Origin of the sequence: Pseudomonas sp. Hp2 (assembly GCF_006386585.1) — a bacterium.
In the GTDB taxonomy this organism is placed as follows: Bacteria; Pseudomonadota; Gammaproteobacteria; order Xanthomonadales; family Xanthomonadaceae; genus Pseudomonas_S; species Pseudomonas_S boreopolis.
This window is the reverse complement of record NZ_VAHJ01000011.1, coordinates 1-14,413: the sequence shown is the minus strand read 5'-3', so window position 1 is coordinate 14,413 and position 14,413 is coordinate 1. Positions and strand designations below refer to the sequence as shown.

14 protein-coding genes and 1 pseudogene are annotated in these 14,413 nt (G+C 64.9%); 11 read left to right on the top strand and 4 right to left on the bottom strand.

Translation table 11 applies throughout. The features are described from left to right. Positions 1-2 precede the first annotated feature (2 nt). The 4 genes from FD678_RS19950 (at position 3) to FD678_RS19935 (ending at position 3,884) form a co-directional block, all read left to right on the top strand. Positions 3-314 carry a DUF2164 domain-containing protein gene (locus FD678_RS19950; RefSeq protein WP_140727998.1) on the top strand — a complete coding sequence of 104 codons (312 nt, stop codon included), beginning with the start codon at positions 3-5 and terminating at the stop codon, positions 312-314. A 15-nt stretch (positions 315-329) separates the two neighbouring features. Then, positions 330-1,508 carry a vWA domain-containing protein gene (locus FD678_RS19945; RefSeq protein ID WP_140727997.1) on the top strand — a complete coding sequence of 393 codons (1,179 nt, stop codon included), beginning with the start codon at positions 330-332 and terminating at the stop codon, positions 1,506-1,508. Between the two features lie 113 nt (positions 1,509-1,621). Beyond that, the gene (locus FD678_RS19940) at positions 1,622-2,533 is read left to right on the top strand and encodes a DUF2167 domain-containing protein (RefSeq protein WP_140727996.1); all 912 of its coding nucleotides are present in this window, start codon (positions 1,622-1,624) and stop codon (positions 2,531-2,533) included. A 157-nt stretch (positions 2,534-2,690) separates the two neighbouring features. Beyond that, a complete protein-coding gene (locus FD678_RS19935) occupies positions 2,691-3,884 on the top strand; it encodes a serine hydrolase domain-containing protein (protein WP_140728023.1) in 1,194 nt (397 codons plus the stop codon). A 399-nt stretch (positions 3,885-4,283) separates the two neighbouring features. On the opposite strand, the gene FD678_RS19930 is transcribed toward FD678_RS19935, so the two are convergent. The 3 genes from FD678_RS19930 to FD678_RS19920 all read right to left on the bottom strand — a co-directional run bounded on the left by FD678_RS19930 (position 4,284) and on the right by FD678_RS19920 (position 6,385). Continuing rightward, positions 4,284-4,541 (bottom strand): YkgJ family cysteine cluster protein, encoded by a 258-nt coding sequence (locus tag FD678_RS19930; RefSeq protein ID WP_218569899.1) that lies wholly within the window; start codon positions 4,539-4,541, stop codon positions 4,284-4,286. Between the two features lie 66 nt (positions 4,542-4,607). Then, the gene (locus FD678_RS19925; RefSeq protein ID WP_140727994.1) at positions 4,608-5,789 is read right to left on the bottom strand and encodes a glutathionylspermidine synthase family protein; all 1,182 of its coding nucleotides are present in this window, start codon (positions 5,787-5,789) and stop codon (positions 4,608-4,610) included. Positions 5,790-5,824: 35 nt separating this feature from the next. Further along, on the bottom strand, positions 5,825-6,385 hold the full coding sequence (locus FD678_RS19920) for a DUF1190 domain-containing protein (RefSeq protein WP_140727993.1): 561 nt from the start codon (positions 6,383-6,385) through the stop codon (positions 5,825-5,827). Between the two features lie 175 nt (positions 6,386-6,560). On the opposite strand from FD678_RS19920, the gene ilvD reads away from it, so the two are divergent. Next, on the top strand, positions 6,561-8,399 hold the full coding sequence (ilvD, locus tag FD678_RS19915; protein WP_140727992.1) for a dihydroxy-acid dehydratase: 1,839 nt from the start codon (positions 6,561-6,563) through the stop codon (positions 8,397-8,399). Between the two features lie 10 nt (positions 8,400-8,409). On the opposite strand, the pseudogene FD678_RS19910 reads toward ilvD, so the two are convergent. Then, positions 8,410-9,444: pseudogene (locus FD678_RS19910) on the bottom strand (integron integrase). A gap of 176 nt (positions 9,445-9,620) precedes the next feature. On the opposite strand from FD678_RS19910, the gene FD678_RS19905 reads away from it, so the two are divergent. The 6 genes from FD678_RS19905 (at position 9,621) to FD678_RS19885 (ending at position 14,256) form a co-directional block, all read left to right on the top strand. After that, the gene (locus FD678_RS19905) at positions 9,621-10,208 is read left to right on the top strand and encodes a hypothetical protein (protein WP_140727991.1); all 588 of its coding nucleotides are present in this window, start codon (positions 9,621-9,623) and stop codon (positions 10,206-10,208) included. A 76-nt stretch (positions 10,209-10,284) separates the two neighbouring features. Continuing rightward, on the top strand, positions 10,285-10,953 hold the full coding sequence (locus FD678_RS19900; RefSeq protein ID WP_140727990.1) for a hypothetical protein: 669 nt from the start codon (positions 10,285-10,287) through the stop codon (positions 10,951-10,953). Positions 10,954-11,070: 117 nt separating this feature from the next. After that, a complete protein-coding gene (locus FD678_RS19895; protein WP_140727989.1) occupies positions 11,071-12,384 on the top strand; it encodes a HEPN domain-containing protein in 1,314 nt (437 codons plus the stop codon). A 736-nt stretch (positions 12,385-13,120) separates the two neighbouring features. Then, positions 13,121-13,561 (top strand): hypothetical protein, encoded by a 441-nt coding sequence (locus tag FD678_RS19890; RefSeq protein WP_218569893.1) that lies wholly within the window; start codon positions 13,121-13,123, stop codon positions 13,559-13,561. A gap of 62 nt (positions 13,562-13,623) precedes the next feature. After that, the gene (locus tag FD678_RS20935; RefSeq protein ID WP_372237542.1) at positions 13,624-13,908 is read left to right on the top strand and encodes a DUF6959 family protein; all 285 of its coding nucleotides are present in this window, start codon (positions 13,624-13,626) and stop codon (positions 13,906-13,908) included. A 57-nt stretch (positions 13,909-13,965) separates the two neighbouring features. After that, positions 13,966-14,256, top strand: a complete 291-nt coding sequence (locus FD678_RS19885; protein ID WP_140727987.1) for a hypothetical protein — start codon at positions 13,966-13,968, stop codon at positions 14,254-14,256. Positions 14,257-14,413 lie beyond the last annotated feature (157 nt).

Genomic DNA, 14,413 nt, shown 5'->3' with positions numbered 1-14,413 from the left:
CCATGCAGAAGATCGCGTTCGACAAGGACGAGAAGGCCGCGCTGGTGGGCAAGCTCCAGCGGTACTTCGCCGAGGAGCTGCGGCAGGACATCGGCCGGTTCGATGCCGAGTTCCTGCTCGATTTCGTTTCCGGCGAACTCGGCGCGCACTACTACAACCGCGGCCTGCGCGACGCCCAGGCCGCGTTGGCGGCACGGCTGGACGAGATCCAGGACGCGATCCACCAGCTGGAAACGACCGACGGACCACGCCAGGTGAACGCGCCCATTTGCCCGCACGAGACTCGCCGGGGCCATGCCGCCCCTGCCGGTTGAGCGGGAGGCACCGCGATGTTCCTGCGCCTGTTCCATGCCTTGCGCGCCGAACGCGTCCCGGTCACGCCGCGCGAATGGCTGGACCTGCTCGGCGCGCTCGAGGCCGGCGTGACCGATCCTGAGCCGCAGGCCCTGTATGCCCTGGCGCGCACCGCGCTGGTCAAGGACGAACGCCACTACGACCGCTTCGACCGGGCCTTCGGCCGCTACCTCAAGGACGTGGCGGCCGCGCCGGCGCAGGCCTTGCAGGCGGCGATCCCCGGCGATTGGCTGCGCGCCGCGCTCGGCCGCGAGCTGACCGAAGAGGAGAAAGCCGGGGTGCAACGGCTCGGCTCGCTGGAAGAGCTGATGCGGCGCTTCCTCGAGCGCCTCGGCGAGCAGCACGAACGCCACGAAGGCGGCAGCCGCTGGATCGGCACCGGCGGCACCAGCCCGTTCGGCAATGCCGGCCATCACCCCGGCGGGCTGCGCGTCGGCGGCGAAAGCCGCGGGCGCATGGCGGCCAAGGTGTGGGAGCAACGCAGCTTCCGCGAACTGGACGGCGATGCCGAGCTCAGCCCGCGCAACCTCAAGCTGGCGCTGCGGCGGCTGCGCCGGTTCGCACGCAGCGGCGCCGCCGACGAGTTCGACCTGGAAGCCACCGTCGCCGCGACCGCCCGCGAGGGCGGCCTGCTGGACGTGCGCATGCGCCCCGAGCGGCGCAATGCGGTCAGCGTGATCCTGCTGCTGGACATCGGCGGTTCGATGGACGACCACGTGCATGCCGCCGAAGCCCTGTTCGGCGCCGCGCGCGCCGAGTTCAAGCGGCTGGAGCATTTCTACTTCCACAACTTCCTCTACGAGCACGTGTGGACCCATGCGCGCCGGCATCCTTCCGATCGCGTCGCCACCTGGGACCTGCTGCATCGCTATCCCGCCGGCCATCGCGTGATCGTGGTCGGCGACGCCTCGATGCATCCCTACGAGATCAGCCATCCCGGAGGCGCCAGCGAATCCTGGAACGCGGAATCCGGCGCGACCTGGTTCCAGCGCCTGGCGGCGCACTTTCCCCACCTGGCCTGGATCAACCCGCTACCGCGCGAACGCTGGGACTGGACGCCCTCGGTCGGCATGGTCCGGCACCTGCTGGAGGAGCGCATGTTCCCGCTCACCCCGGACGGCATCGGCGATGCGATGACGCGGCTGTCGCGTTAGCCCGCCGGCATCGCCGGCAAGCATCGCGCGCTCCCCGCGGCGCATTGTCCGCGCCGCGCATTTGCGCGACACTGCGCGCCTCGGCGTGGGGACGCCGGCGAAAGGAATCACCGATGAAGACATCGACGTTGGGCCGCGGCCTGCTGGCCGCCTGCGTGTTCACCCTGTCCGCCTCCATCGCCTCGGCCGAGCCGGCCGGCGAAGGCGAAATGACCGCCGAGCAGTTCCTGCAGTCGTTGCACTTCCGCGACGGCCACATCGAGATCCCGCAGGCCAAGGCGCACTTCGACCTTGGCCAGGAATTCCGCTACCTCGACCAGGCCGACGCCCGCCGCGTCCTGGAGGAGTTCTGGGCCAACCCGCCGGACGAAAGCGTGCTGGGCCTGGTGGTACCGCGCCATCCGGCGCTCGACGAGGACGGCAGCTGGGCCGTGGTCGTCACCTATGCCGACGATGGCTACGTCTCCGACGCCGATGCGGCCAAGATCGACTACGACGAGCTGCTGTCGGACATGAAGCAGGGCACCGCCGAGGACAACCAGGCGCGCCGGGAGCAGGGCTATGGCACCGTCGATCTGGTCGGCTGGGCCGTGCCGCCGCGCTACGACGCCGGCAGCAAGAAGCTGCACTGGGCCAAGGAGCTGCACTTCGAAGGCCAGCAGGACAACACGCTCAACTACGACATCCGCGTGCTCGGCCGGCATGGCTACCTGAGCCTCAACGCGATCGCCGACATGAACGAGCTGGAGCAGGTCCGCGAAGGCATGCAGAAGCTGCTGCCGATGACCGGGTTCGACGAAGGTTCGCGCTACGCCGACCACAACCCCTCCACCGACAAGATCGCCAGCTACGGCCTGGCCACGTTGATCGGCGGCGGCCTGGCCGCCAAGGCCGGGCTGTTCGCCAAGCTCGGCCTGGTCCTGGCGAAGTTCTGGAAGCTGCTGCTGATCGGCGTGGTGGCGGTGGGGGCCGGTATCCGCAAGCTGTTCGGCGCGCGCAAGGAACGACAAGGCACCGTGCGCTGACGCGGCGGGAAAGCGGCGCACCGCAGCATCCCATCGCTGCGCTTGCGGGGGCGTACCGGGCCGCCTACGGTACGTCCGCCCAGCCGTGGAGGAACAGCCGATGTCCCAGTCCGCCCATCCCGATGCCGGCCGGCGCCGTTTCCTGCACGGCGCGGCGATGGCCGGCATCGCGCTCGCCCTGCCCTGGGACGTGCGGGCACGCACGCCCGCCCGCACATCGCCGATCGACGACGCCATCGACCGCGCCCTCGCCGAGCACCGGCTGGTCGGCACGGTGGTGCTGGTACGACGCGATGGCAAGCCGTTCCACCAGCGCATCGCCGGGTTCGCCGACCGCGAGGCGAAGCTGCCGATGCGGGCCGATGCGCTGTTCCGCTTCGCCTCGGTCAGCAAGCCGGTGGTGACCACCGCGGCGATGGCGCTGGTGGCGCGCGGCAAGCTCGAACTCGACGCGCCGGTGGCGCGCTGGCTGCCGGAGTTCCGCCCGGCGCTGGCCGATGGCACCCGTCCGGACATCACTCTGCGCCAGTTGCTCGTGCATACCTCCGGGTTGACCTATCGCTTCGAGGAAACCGGCGCGGATCGCGCCTATGCCAGGCTCGGCGTATCCGACGGACTGGACCGGCCCGGCTTCGACCTGCAGGAGAACCTGCGCCGGCTCGCGCAGGCGCCGCTGCTGTTCGCGCCCGGCACGCGCTGGAACTACTCGCTCGGCATCGACGTGGCCGGCGCGGCGATCGAGCGCGCCTACGACGGCACGCTGGCCGAGGCGGTGCAGCACCTGGTCGGCAAGCCGCTGGGCTGGCGCGACACCACGTTCCACGCCACCGATGCCAAGCGCCTCACTACCGTTTACGTCAACGACGGCCAAGCGCAACCGCACCGCATGGCAGGACCGGAGCACGTGCCGCTGGTGCCCGGCGCCGAGGGCGTGTCGTTCGACCCGGCGCGCGCGCTCGATCCGGCCGCCTATCCCTCCGGCGGCGCCGGCATGGTCGGCCGCGCCGACGAATTGATGCGGTTGCTCGACACCCTGCGCAGCGGCGGCGGCGACGTACTGCCCGCCAGGCTCGCCGCGGAGATGGGGCGCGACCAGGTCGCGCCGCTCGAAAGTTCGCCGGGCACAGGCTTCGGCCTCGGCTTCTCGGTGCTGCGCGACCCGGCCGCGGCGAAGTCGCCCGAGTCCCCCGGCACCTGGCGCTGGGGCGGCGTGTACGGCCACAACTGGTTCGTGGATCCGGCACGCAAGCTGAGCGTGGTCGCACTGACCAACACGCTGTACGAAGGCATGTCCGGCCGCTTCGTCAACGACCTGCGCGATGCGGTGTACGCGCAGGTGGGCAGGGCTTAGCGCGGGAGTCGGGAGTCGGGAGTCGGGAGTCGGGAGTCGGGAGTCGGGAGTCGGGAGTCGGGAGTCGGGAGTCGGGAGTCGGGAGTCGGGAGTCGGGAGTCGGGAGTCGGGAGTCGGGAGTCGGGAGTCCAAAACAGGCTCTTTGACCTCGATTACCTGTCAAGTGTTTTCAGGTTTTTTGCGCTGATTTTTGCTCTTTTGTGGGAGGGACTTCAGTCCCGACAGAAGGCCGGTAAAGCCTGTCGGGACTGAAGTCCCTCCCACAACTGCACTCGATCCGAAGTGAGCTTGTCGCTTTTCCGGGTCCCCGGTCCTGGGTCCCGCGTCCCGGCTTCTCCGATAAAGCCCCATCGCGGCTGAAGCCGCTCCCACAAAAAAGCCGCGCCTGCGTATTTCTACTCAATCCGGCTGCGTCGCCCGCTCCAGGTCGCCCAGCAACCGCAGCGCTTCTTCGCGCGAACCGCCGCACATGTCCAACGAAGGCCGCAGCCGTCCGCAGAAGTCGGGGCGCTCCGGTTTGCCGAACACGTTGCAACGCATCTGCGCGTCCAGCTGCGCGCACGCCACGCCCGCGGGCTTGCCACCCGGCATGCCCGGCAAGGGCGACGTGATCGAAGGCGCGATGCAGCAGGCACCGCAGCCGTCGCGGCAACTCAGGCAGGTATCCACCGCACCGGGCCATGCGCTTGTGGGAGGGATCTCGATCCTTCCCGGGGATGCTGCTTACGCATACAGCGTCGCCGGCGCATCGTCCTCGACGATCGCATGCGGCACGAAGCGCGCGCTGTCGCGGGTGATCGGGCTGTCGTCCTCGCGGATGCCGATGCCGCAGGCGCTATCGCCGACGATCCAGCTGCCCACCAGCGGATAGCCGCCATCGAAGGCCGGCAGCGGATGCGCCGCCTGGCGGATGCACGGGCCCGCGTACGGCCCGTCGCTCTCCAGCCGGCGACCATCCGCGAGGTGCATCGCGACGTTGGCGCCCTCGCGCGAATGCAGCGGCTTGCGCACCCAACCCGGCGGCAGCGCGCCGCCGTCGTCGAAATGCGCCTCGAGCAGGTTGGGATGGCCACGGTGGCGTTCCCACAGCAGCGGCAGCACGCCCTTGTTGCTCAGCAACGCCTTCCACGGCGGCTCGAGCAGGCGCAGCCCGGAACGCGGCAGGGCGCGGCCGAACTCGTCGGCGAACAGGTCTTCCAGCGGATACAGCTTGAACAGCGAGCCGATCACGACGTCATCCAGGTCGGTGAAGCGCCCGTCCTCGGCCAGCCCGACGTCCTCGATCGCGATCGCCGCGCCATGCAGGCCCGCCTGCGCCGCGCAATCGCGCAGGTAGGCCACGGTGCCCTGGTCCTCTTCCGATCCGCGTACCGCGGCGAAGTACAGCGGCGGCGGCAACTGCGCCGACAGGTCGCCGAAACGGCCGACCAGCGCTTCGTGGATCCAGTTGAACTGGTCCGCCCCCGCCGGCAGGCGCCCGGCGCCGCGCTGGTCCTCCAGCCACTGCCACTGGAAGAACGCCGCCTCGAACAGCGAGGTCGGCGTGTCGTAGTTCAACTCGTACAGCTTGGCCGGGCCACGGCCGTCGTAGGCGAAATCGAGGCGCCCGTACAGGTGCGCTTCGCCGCGGCGCCAGCTGTCGGCGATCCAGTCGCGGAACGGCTCGGGGATCGCCAGCCGCGCCATCAGCGCCTCGCTCGCGACGATCTCGCCGACCAGGTCCATCGCCATCGCGTGCAGCTCGGCGCTGGGGTCCTCCAAGTCGTCCTCGATCTGGCGCAGGCTGAACGCGTAGTACGCGCGCTCGTCCCAATAGCGTTCGCCGTCGATGGTATGGAAACGGAAGCCGCATTCGGCCGCCAGCGCACGCCAGTCGCCGCGCTCGATGATGGGAACGCGCCGCATCAGGACGCGCCCTGCCCGTGAACCGCCCGCACGCCTCAGCCGCCGGAACCGATGCGGCTGCCGCTGCTGCCGCCGAAGCCGCCGCGGCTGACGGTCACCGCGCGGTTGGGCGTGCTGGTGACCGGCGTCAGCGCCGACTTGCCGGTGCCGATCCCGCTGGCGGTGTTGAGTCCCCCGGTCCCCGGCGCGGTGGCCGGGCGCGCCCAGCCGGCGTTGCGGTCCTGGTACGCCGGCGCGGCCGCGGGCTGGGCCAGGCCGGCGCGGTTGTTGAGCATCTGCGACATGAAGAAGCCGGCCATCATCGGGCCGATGAAGGAGTGGCCCGCGGAGGTGCGCTGCTCCACGCACTGGTCGGGCGGGTAGTCCTTCTCGCACTCGGCGCGGCTGGCGTACTTGGGCGCGGCGTCGGCGGATTGCCGGCGCGCCTGCTCGAACGCGGTGCGGCAGGCCGACGGATTGCCGGTGGCCTCCACGCAGCTCTCCACGGAGGTATACAGCCCCTCCTGTACCTGAACCGGCTGCTCGCGCTGGCAGGCGGTGAACAGCAGCGGCGCGGTGCTCATCAGCAGCAATGCGGTGGTCTTCGATCGCTTCATGCGTCTGTTCCTGTCGTTCCAGCCGCACATGATGCCCGTTCCTCCCCGGGCACGCACTTCGCGCGGCCCGGCCGCGGATGCGCCACGCCGGCGAAGTTGCAGGCGCAACCAAGGAAATCCCGTATAAAGGACCGGTATTTCCCGCCAGCCACTGGCCCGCCAGACCGCAGCACCCATGCCCGAATATCGCTCCAGGACCTCCACCGCCGGCCGCAACATGGCCGGTGCCCGCGCGCTGTGGCGCGCCACCGGCATGAAGGACGACGACTTCCACAAGCCGATCGTCGCCATCGCCAACTCCTTCACCCAGTTCGTGCCCGGGCACGTGCACCTGAAGGATCTCGGCCAGCTGGTCGCGCGCGAGGTCGAACGCGTCGGCGGCGTCGCCAAGGAGTTCAACACCATCGCGGTCGACGACGGCATCGCGATGGGCCACGACGGCATGCTGTACTCGCTGCCCAGCCGCGAGATCATCGCCGACGCGGTCGAGTACATGGTCAACGCGCACTGCGCCGACGCGCTGGTGTGCATCTCCAACTGCGACAAGATCACCCCCGGCATGCTGATGGCCGCGCTGCGGCTCAACATCCCGACCGTGTTCGTCTCCGGCGGCCCCATGGAGGCCGGCAAGACCCGGCTCGCCGACCACAAGCTCGACCTGATCGACGCGATGGTGATGGCCGCCGACCCGAACGCCAGCGACGAGCAGGTCGCCGCGGTGGAGCGCAGCGCCTGCCCGACCTGCGGCTCGTGCTCGGGCATGTTCACCGCCAACTCGATGAACTGCCTGACCGAGGCGCTGGGCCTGTCGCTGCCGGGCAACGGCACCGTCGTGGCCACCCATGCCGACCGCGAGCAGCTGTTCCTCAAGGCCGGGCGCACCGCGGTCGAGCTGTGCCACCGCTGGTACGGCGCCGAGGACCCGACCGCGCTGCCGCGTGGCATCGCCACCTTCGCCGCGTTCGAGAACGCGATGACGCTCGACATCGCCATGGGCGGTTCGACCAACACCATCCTGCACCTGCTCGCCGCCGCGCAGGAAGCCGAGGTGCCGTTCACCATGCGCGACATCGACCGCCTGTCGCGGCGCGTGCCGCAGCTGTGCAAGGTCGCGCCGAACACGCAGAAGTACCACATCGAGGACGTGCACCGCGCCGGCGGCATCATGGCGATCCTCGGCGAGCTGGCGCGCGGCGGCCTGCTCGATACCGGCGTGGCGACCGTGCATGCCAGGACGCTCGGCGACGCCATCGCCCGGTGGGACGTCGCGGCGACCCAGGACGAAGCCGTGCACACGTTCTACAAGGCCGGCCCGGCCGGCATCCCGACCCAGGTCGCCTTCAGTCAGTCCACCCGCTGGCCGAGTCTGGACGCCGACCGTGCCGAAGGCTGCATCCGCGACGTCGAACATGCGTTCTCGCAGGAAGGCGGCCTGGCCGTGCTCTACGGCAACATCGCGCTGGACGGCTGCGTGGTGAAGACCGCCGGCGTGGACGAATCGATCCACGTCTTCGAAGGCACCGCGCGCGTCTACGAAAGCCAGGACGCGGCGGTCAAGGGCATCCTCGGCGACGAAGTGCAGCCGGGCGACGTGGTCGTGATCCGCTACGAGGGCCCCAAGGGCGGCCCCGGCATGCAGGAGATGCTGTATCCGACCAGTTACCTGAAGTCCAAGGGCCTGGGCAAGAAGTGCGCGCTGCTGACCGACGGCCGCTTCTCCGGCGGCACCTCCGGCCTGTCGATCGGCCACGCCTCGCCCGAGGCCGCCGCCGGCGGCGCGATCGGCCTGGTCCGCGACGGCGACCGCATCCTGATCGACATCCCCAAGCGCTCGATCGACCTGCTGGTCCCCGACGAGGAACTGGCCGCGCGCCGCGCCGAGCAGGACGCCAAGGGCTGGAAGCCGGCGCAGCCGCGCGCGCGCAAGGTCAGTACCGCGCTGAAGGCGTATGCGCTGCTGGCCACCAGCGCCGACAAGGGCGCGGTGCGCGACAAGGCGCTGCTGGACGGCTGAGCCCCCCGGCTCAGCGCCCGCCACGGTCGAGCGGGCTGCGTACCGCATTGGCTCCCCGGCCAAGCACATGCGTGTACAGCTGGGTGGCCGCCACATCCTTGTGGCCGAGCAGCTCCTGCACCGTGCGGATGTCATGGCCGGCTTCCAGCAGGTGCGTGGCGAAGGAATGCCGCAGCGTGTGGCAACTGCTCGGCTTGTCCAGTCCCGCCTGCCGGCAGGCCGCCTTGACCGCGCGCTGCAGCCCCTTCTCGTCCACATGATGCCGCCGCACCGCGCCGCCGCGCGGATCGACGCTGCGCCGTGGTGCCGGGAACAGGTACTGCCAGCCGATCTCGCGCGCCGCGTTCGGATACTTGCGCGCCAGCGCATGCGGCAGCCAGACCTCGCCGAAGCCGGCCTCGATATCGCGCGCATGCACGCGCCGCGCCTCTTCCACCTGTGCCAGCAAGGCCTCGCGCAACGACTGCGGCAGGATCGTGCGGCGATCCTTTCCCTCCTTGCCATCGCGCACCACGATCTCTTATCGGCCGAAGTCCACGTCCTTGATGCGCAGGCGCACGCATTCCATCAGGCGCATGCCGGTGCCGTAGAGCAGCGCGGCCATCAGCAAATGCCGCCCGTCCATCTGTTCCAGCAGCATGCCCACCTCCGCCTCGCTCAACACCACCGGCAGCCGGCGCGGGCGCTTGGCGCGCTGGATCTCGTCCATCCAGGGCAGCTCTCGCCCCAGCACCTCGCGATACAGGAACAGCAATGCGGCCAGCGCCTGGTTCTGCGTGGAGGGTGCCACCTCGTCGTGCACCGCCAGCCGGGTCAGGAACGCCTCCACTTCCTGCGCCCCCATCGTGTCCGGGTGGCGCTTGCCGTTGGCGAGGATGAAGCGGCGTATCCAGCCGACGTAAGCCTCCTCGGTCCGCCTGGCCCTGCCAAGCCGCCGCAGGCGCCCGCGCACCTGATCGAGCAGCCTCGGCGGCGGCCCTGCCGCTGAAGAACGCGAGCGTGCAACATCCTTGGCGAGCGCCTGATCCGGGTGATACCGTGACATCCGAGCCTGTCCACAGGGAGGAGGCGACATGTTTACGCACGGGGGTTACACACCACAGCCAGCGGAATGCCAGGCAGGGCGTGGGGGGCGGATGGAAAATCAGGTAGGGATTCCCGGACCACACACCGGGGCTATTCCCAATTTTGTCTTCGAATAGTAGTTAGCCATCACACCCAATGACAAAGTATCTCAACCATCTAAGCATCAAGCATCGTGGCAAGCCCATACCCTATGGCGGCGATGGAGTTCTCCGCGATGATGGCGACGCCAATTACGGCTTTAGGTACGTAAAAGGTGATGAGGCAGCGCTCCGCGCCATACCAGAGCTAACCAGAGACCCCGCACTCCTGGACTTGGTTCTTGCCGTAAACGCCAAGGAAACAGGCTTGTTTTCCGTAGGCTGCGTCAGCGGGCCTGTTGATGACGAGCGCGGGCACAGAGACTCTGGCTACATTGAATTCGCAATCAACTCAAAGTCCGCCATATCCGACGCCACGAGCTACTTTCCACTCTTCTTCCACTTCGACCGCTTTTTGTATGAGGCAAAGTTTTCCGCCCCCGTCTCATTCAACTGGGAGCTAGAGGGCGCTACGTTTCTGGAGTGTGGCAGCGCTTCTGGATTCACTTGCGCCATCATCATTAACACTGATTACTCTGCAACGCGAGAAGAGGCTACGCACATCTGGTCCGAGTCGCTTGGAGCACTTGCATACTTCCTTCAGAGCGTGCCCCCTGAGCGGGCAGACTTCCTGTACCTGCAGTGATGGCTAACAATTCATTCAAGCCGAAGCCGCTTCGCGGCTCGGCTTAATTCAGGCGTTAGGCGCCGCAACCAAGCTCATGACGCATCCCGCGCATAGCAAGAACGTAGCAGCATCCCTCGAGGAGCTGGCAAGTGATGCGCAACAGCTGCGACGCATCATGATCGAGCTGGTTGCTCCTTCTGGAAGCCCTATGTTTCCCTTGGACTTCCTAGCCTTCGCGGCCACGAAACGCCATGCCAGTACCACCAGTGCATTTGTGTCTGCCATCAATTCTTGGAACATGGTCGTTGCAAGAACATTGCTAAGAACTCACATCGACACTTCGCTCAGATTTTCTGCAGCGTGGCACGTTGAAAGCCCACATGATTTCTCAATGGAGGTTCTGAAGGGTGCGCGGATAGATAAGTTGAAGACTAGATCAGGAGATCGTCTTACGGACACCCATCTGGTGAAACTCCACGCGGATGAGCATCCTTGGCTTCCCAATGTCTACGAGCATCTTTGTGGGTACGTACACTTCTCCGGCTCCCACATCACAGATTCAATTAGTGACTTGAGCGACGGGGACCAAACCATCGAGTTCTTGATCTCTGACCAGGACCAGAAATTTCCAGAATTCAGTTGGCTTGAGGTGGTGGATTGCTTCCGAGAAGCAACGGGGATCCTTGAGACATACTTACGTGGCTGGGGCTCAACCAAGCGATTGTCACCGGAGCAGCTTGAATCACTGCGTAGCGGCACCTAACAATTGGTTCAAGCCGAGACCGCTTCGCGGCTCGGCTTAAATGGTGACGTGTACCATTCCGCCGTGCCGCGTAGCGGTCCGGCTTAACTCAGGCGTTAGGCCGCAGGAACAAACGACGTGCCCCTCAACCTCCATCCAAATTGCCTCGCTCAGCTTCGCGCCTCTATCGCGGAGCAACTTCCGCAGATCCAGGTGAGGAATGGGATGTTTCTGTCTTCGGGTTCGACGGTGCTCCTGTTTCTGGCCCAAGCGGCACTTCCCACTACCGGTAAGACTCACGCGCGGCTACTGAGGCTCATTGGGGAGACCCCGCTTATTGACTTTGTGAGCGGAACGCTCGCGCGAGAGCTTCTTGAGAATCAGACTTACGAAGCGGAAGTGGGCCCAAAGGCACTTACATCCATTGAGGCCTACGCGAACGCTGCGGAAGTTAGTTCCAGGCTAGTAGCGGAGTTCGAGTCACTTCCATGGCAGTACACCGTCACCCTTCCCCTTCCTGTTTCATTCTCCGAAGTGTTCTGCCCGCAGGTTGGGTTCTTTGCCCTCTCGGATGCCGTATGCATCCGATGCGGCGACGAAGCGATGGCAGGCGCTTACCCATTGGAATCCGGCATAGAGAAGCGCGACCAAGACATTGCAGGCGGTGGACTTGCTGCACTTCTCATTCCGCAGAAGCCCGAATGGAAGGCTGAGAGAGCCTACCTTCAGGTGCAGGTTGAAGGCTTCATCGGAAAATTTACACAAACTGAGCCGCTGCTTGATGCCATCGGGTTTATACGATCGTTCTTCGGTCTTGGGCTCGCGCTGCGACTCTTCAGGCACGAGTCCACCTACCAGCAGTATCCTCAAAAGCAGAAGGCGTTTATTCACCGGAGCATTAATGGGAACTGGGTGATAGAGGACGTGAGCGAGCTTCAGTCAGTTCACTCGGAAACCATCCGGGACCTACAGCTCCACGACTTGGATGGTGCTCTCAATACTGCTGAAAAGCAGGGTGCCTGGATGAAGAGGCAGCTAACCTCTATATCCGCGATTGTCAAAGCGACGGAGCGGACTCAGAATATTACTCTCGGCGCGCAGTGGCTTCTTGACAGTTATTCGGGCTCTGACGAACTCCTGCAATTTGTTCAGGCGGCAGTCGTCGTAGAAATATTGCTTGGAGAGAAGGCGTCGTCGGATCTCGTGGGGCTCGGTGAGTTACTCTCGAACAGGTGTGCCTACCTGATTGCCACCTCTCACGCGGAGCGTGCGCAGCTGCTGCAGGATTTTCGGACGATCTACGATGTGCGTTCAAAGATCGTGCATCGGGGAAAGAGCCGATTGCAGCTAAGAGAGAGAGTGCTGGGCGACAAGCTGCGTTGGATGTGCCGACGCATCATCCAAGAAGAGGTGAAGCTGCTTGAACAGGATGCCAAAGCCGCTGCGGCCTAACAGGTCGTTCGACGCGGACACGCACCGGCAGGGCGCCGCGAGCCGTGCGCGGGAGCATACGTCTCGCGGCGCCCTGCCGGTGCGTGCCGGTCAACTCCGACGTTAGAGCGCTATGACAGTTTCAGTGCCCGACGAAGCTCTTAGCGCCGCACGGCGTGAACTGGCCGAGTTCTTCTTGGCATTTGCTCGGTTTGAGTTCGCGCTCAAGGCCTCTAGCTACGCAAAGCAAGGTCAGTGGGGCGCGGAGGTGGATTGGCGCAGATTCGCAGATGAGGTAGGCCCTGCGCTACTCCCGCCAAAAAGCGAAGCGCTTCAAGGTGCCGTCGCCTACCTATCTGGTGAGCCACCGCTGCAACAGACCTGGTCAGACAACCAACTTGGCTGGGCCAAGCGCACGCCGCCTGCTGACTGGTCAGAGATGCGCGTACTGCTCTTCTACGTACAAGGAGCCCGTAACAATTTGGTCCATGGCGCCAAGTTTGTAGCGCGTGAGAGCCAAGACCAGGCGCGAGATCGTAAGCTATTGCTCGCGGCCTCTTGCGTCATTGACCATTGTCTTCAAGCATCCGAGCGTGTAAGCCGTGCGTTCTACAGCGGCGCGCTCTAACAATTCATTCAAGCCGACGCCGCTTCGCGGCGCGGCTTAACTCAGACGTTAGGCGCTATGCATCCTAGCCGGCATGTATTCCCAAAGAACTGGCCTGCACCAGATGAGTACCTGCTTGAACTTGGCAGAATGACCGTGCTCTGGGGATCGCTAGAGTCTGCTTGTGTAGTCGCCTTCGGTAAGTTATCAGGCTACGAGCAGACCTTAGACATTCGCGCGGTCATCATCACTGCACATCTCAACTTCCAGCAACGAATTGATGCGATTGCAACGCTTTGTGAGCATCTCGCACCAGACTACCCGACCCTGTCGGACTACGAGGTTGTGATCAAACAGCTCAAAGCTGCACAGAAAGCTAGGAACAAGTTCGCTCACAATCCGATATCTGTGGACGAATCAGGCCAAGTGGGGATTGCCTACGCAACAGCTCGCGGCACACTTAAGCTCAACATGGAGACGATTCATCTGGCTGACATAAAAGAGGCGTGTTCCAAGATTCACAAGGCTTTGTGTTCCCTGCATTCGCTGATTACGGGGCATAAGGTCATGCCAATCTGGGATCGCGCCTAACAATTCATTCAAGCCGACACCGCTTCGCGGCGCGGCTTAATTCTGGCGTTAGGCACCAGACTATGCATATCAGAAACGTTGAGATTTACTCGGACCAGAGCAATGCTGTGATCATGCGTCATCCTGATCGGCGCTTTCCCGGCGTGTTGGTTCAAGGGGACTCGCTCTACTCTCTCTGCGTGCAAGCCGACGATGCCTGTGCTGCCGCAAGGGGCAAGCTAAGTTCCTCCGCATACGACGAGCTCAATGAGCTACGAAACGCCCTTTGGAATTATCTCAACCACTACAAATCAGTACTCGGTGAGCATCAGATTTCGCTGCCATTTAGCGATGGCCATGGTGCCTAACAATTCATTCAAGCCGAAGCCGCTTCGCGGCTCGGCTTAATTCAGGCGTTAGGCCGCATGCAGAATCCCTATTCCCCACCTAGATCCAAGCTTGCTGCAGCCGCCAACAGCTTTGGCAAAAGACTGGGTGCGCTTCTTGTCTTAGCTTGGTTGATTTTCGTGACTGCGCTGGGCTTTCTGGGGACCATCTTCTCTGCGGTAGCGTTGGCAACCCCGGATAAGGATCAGGCTCCATCCATTGTCCCGCCAACGGATGGCCAGCTTTGGCTGCAATTGACGCTATGGGTAATCCTTCTAGCCTTTGGTGTTTGGCGTATCGTTGGATGGCGGTCGCGCTGGTGGCTGTGAGTGCGGCCTAACAATTCATTCAAGCCGAAGCGGTAGTTCCTTCGGTTCAGTGGACACCCTGAGCTAACTTTCAGGAGTGTTCCAATGCCAAAACCAGGTCCAAGAACCACCGCTCGCTACAGCAATGGTTTCAAGGCCACCGCGGTGCGCCTGAGTC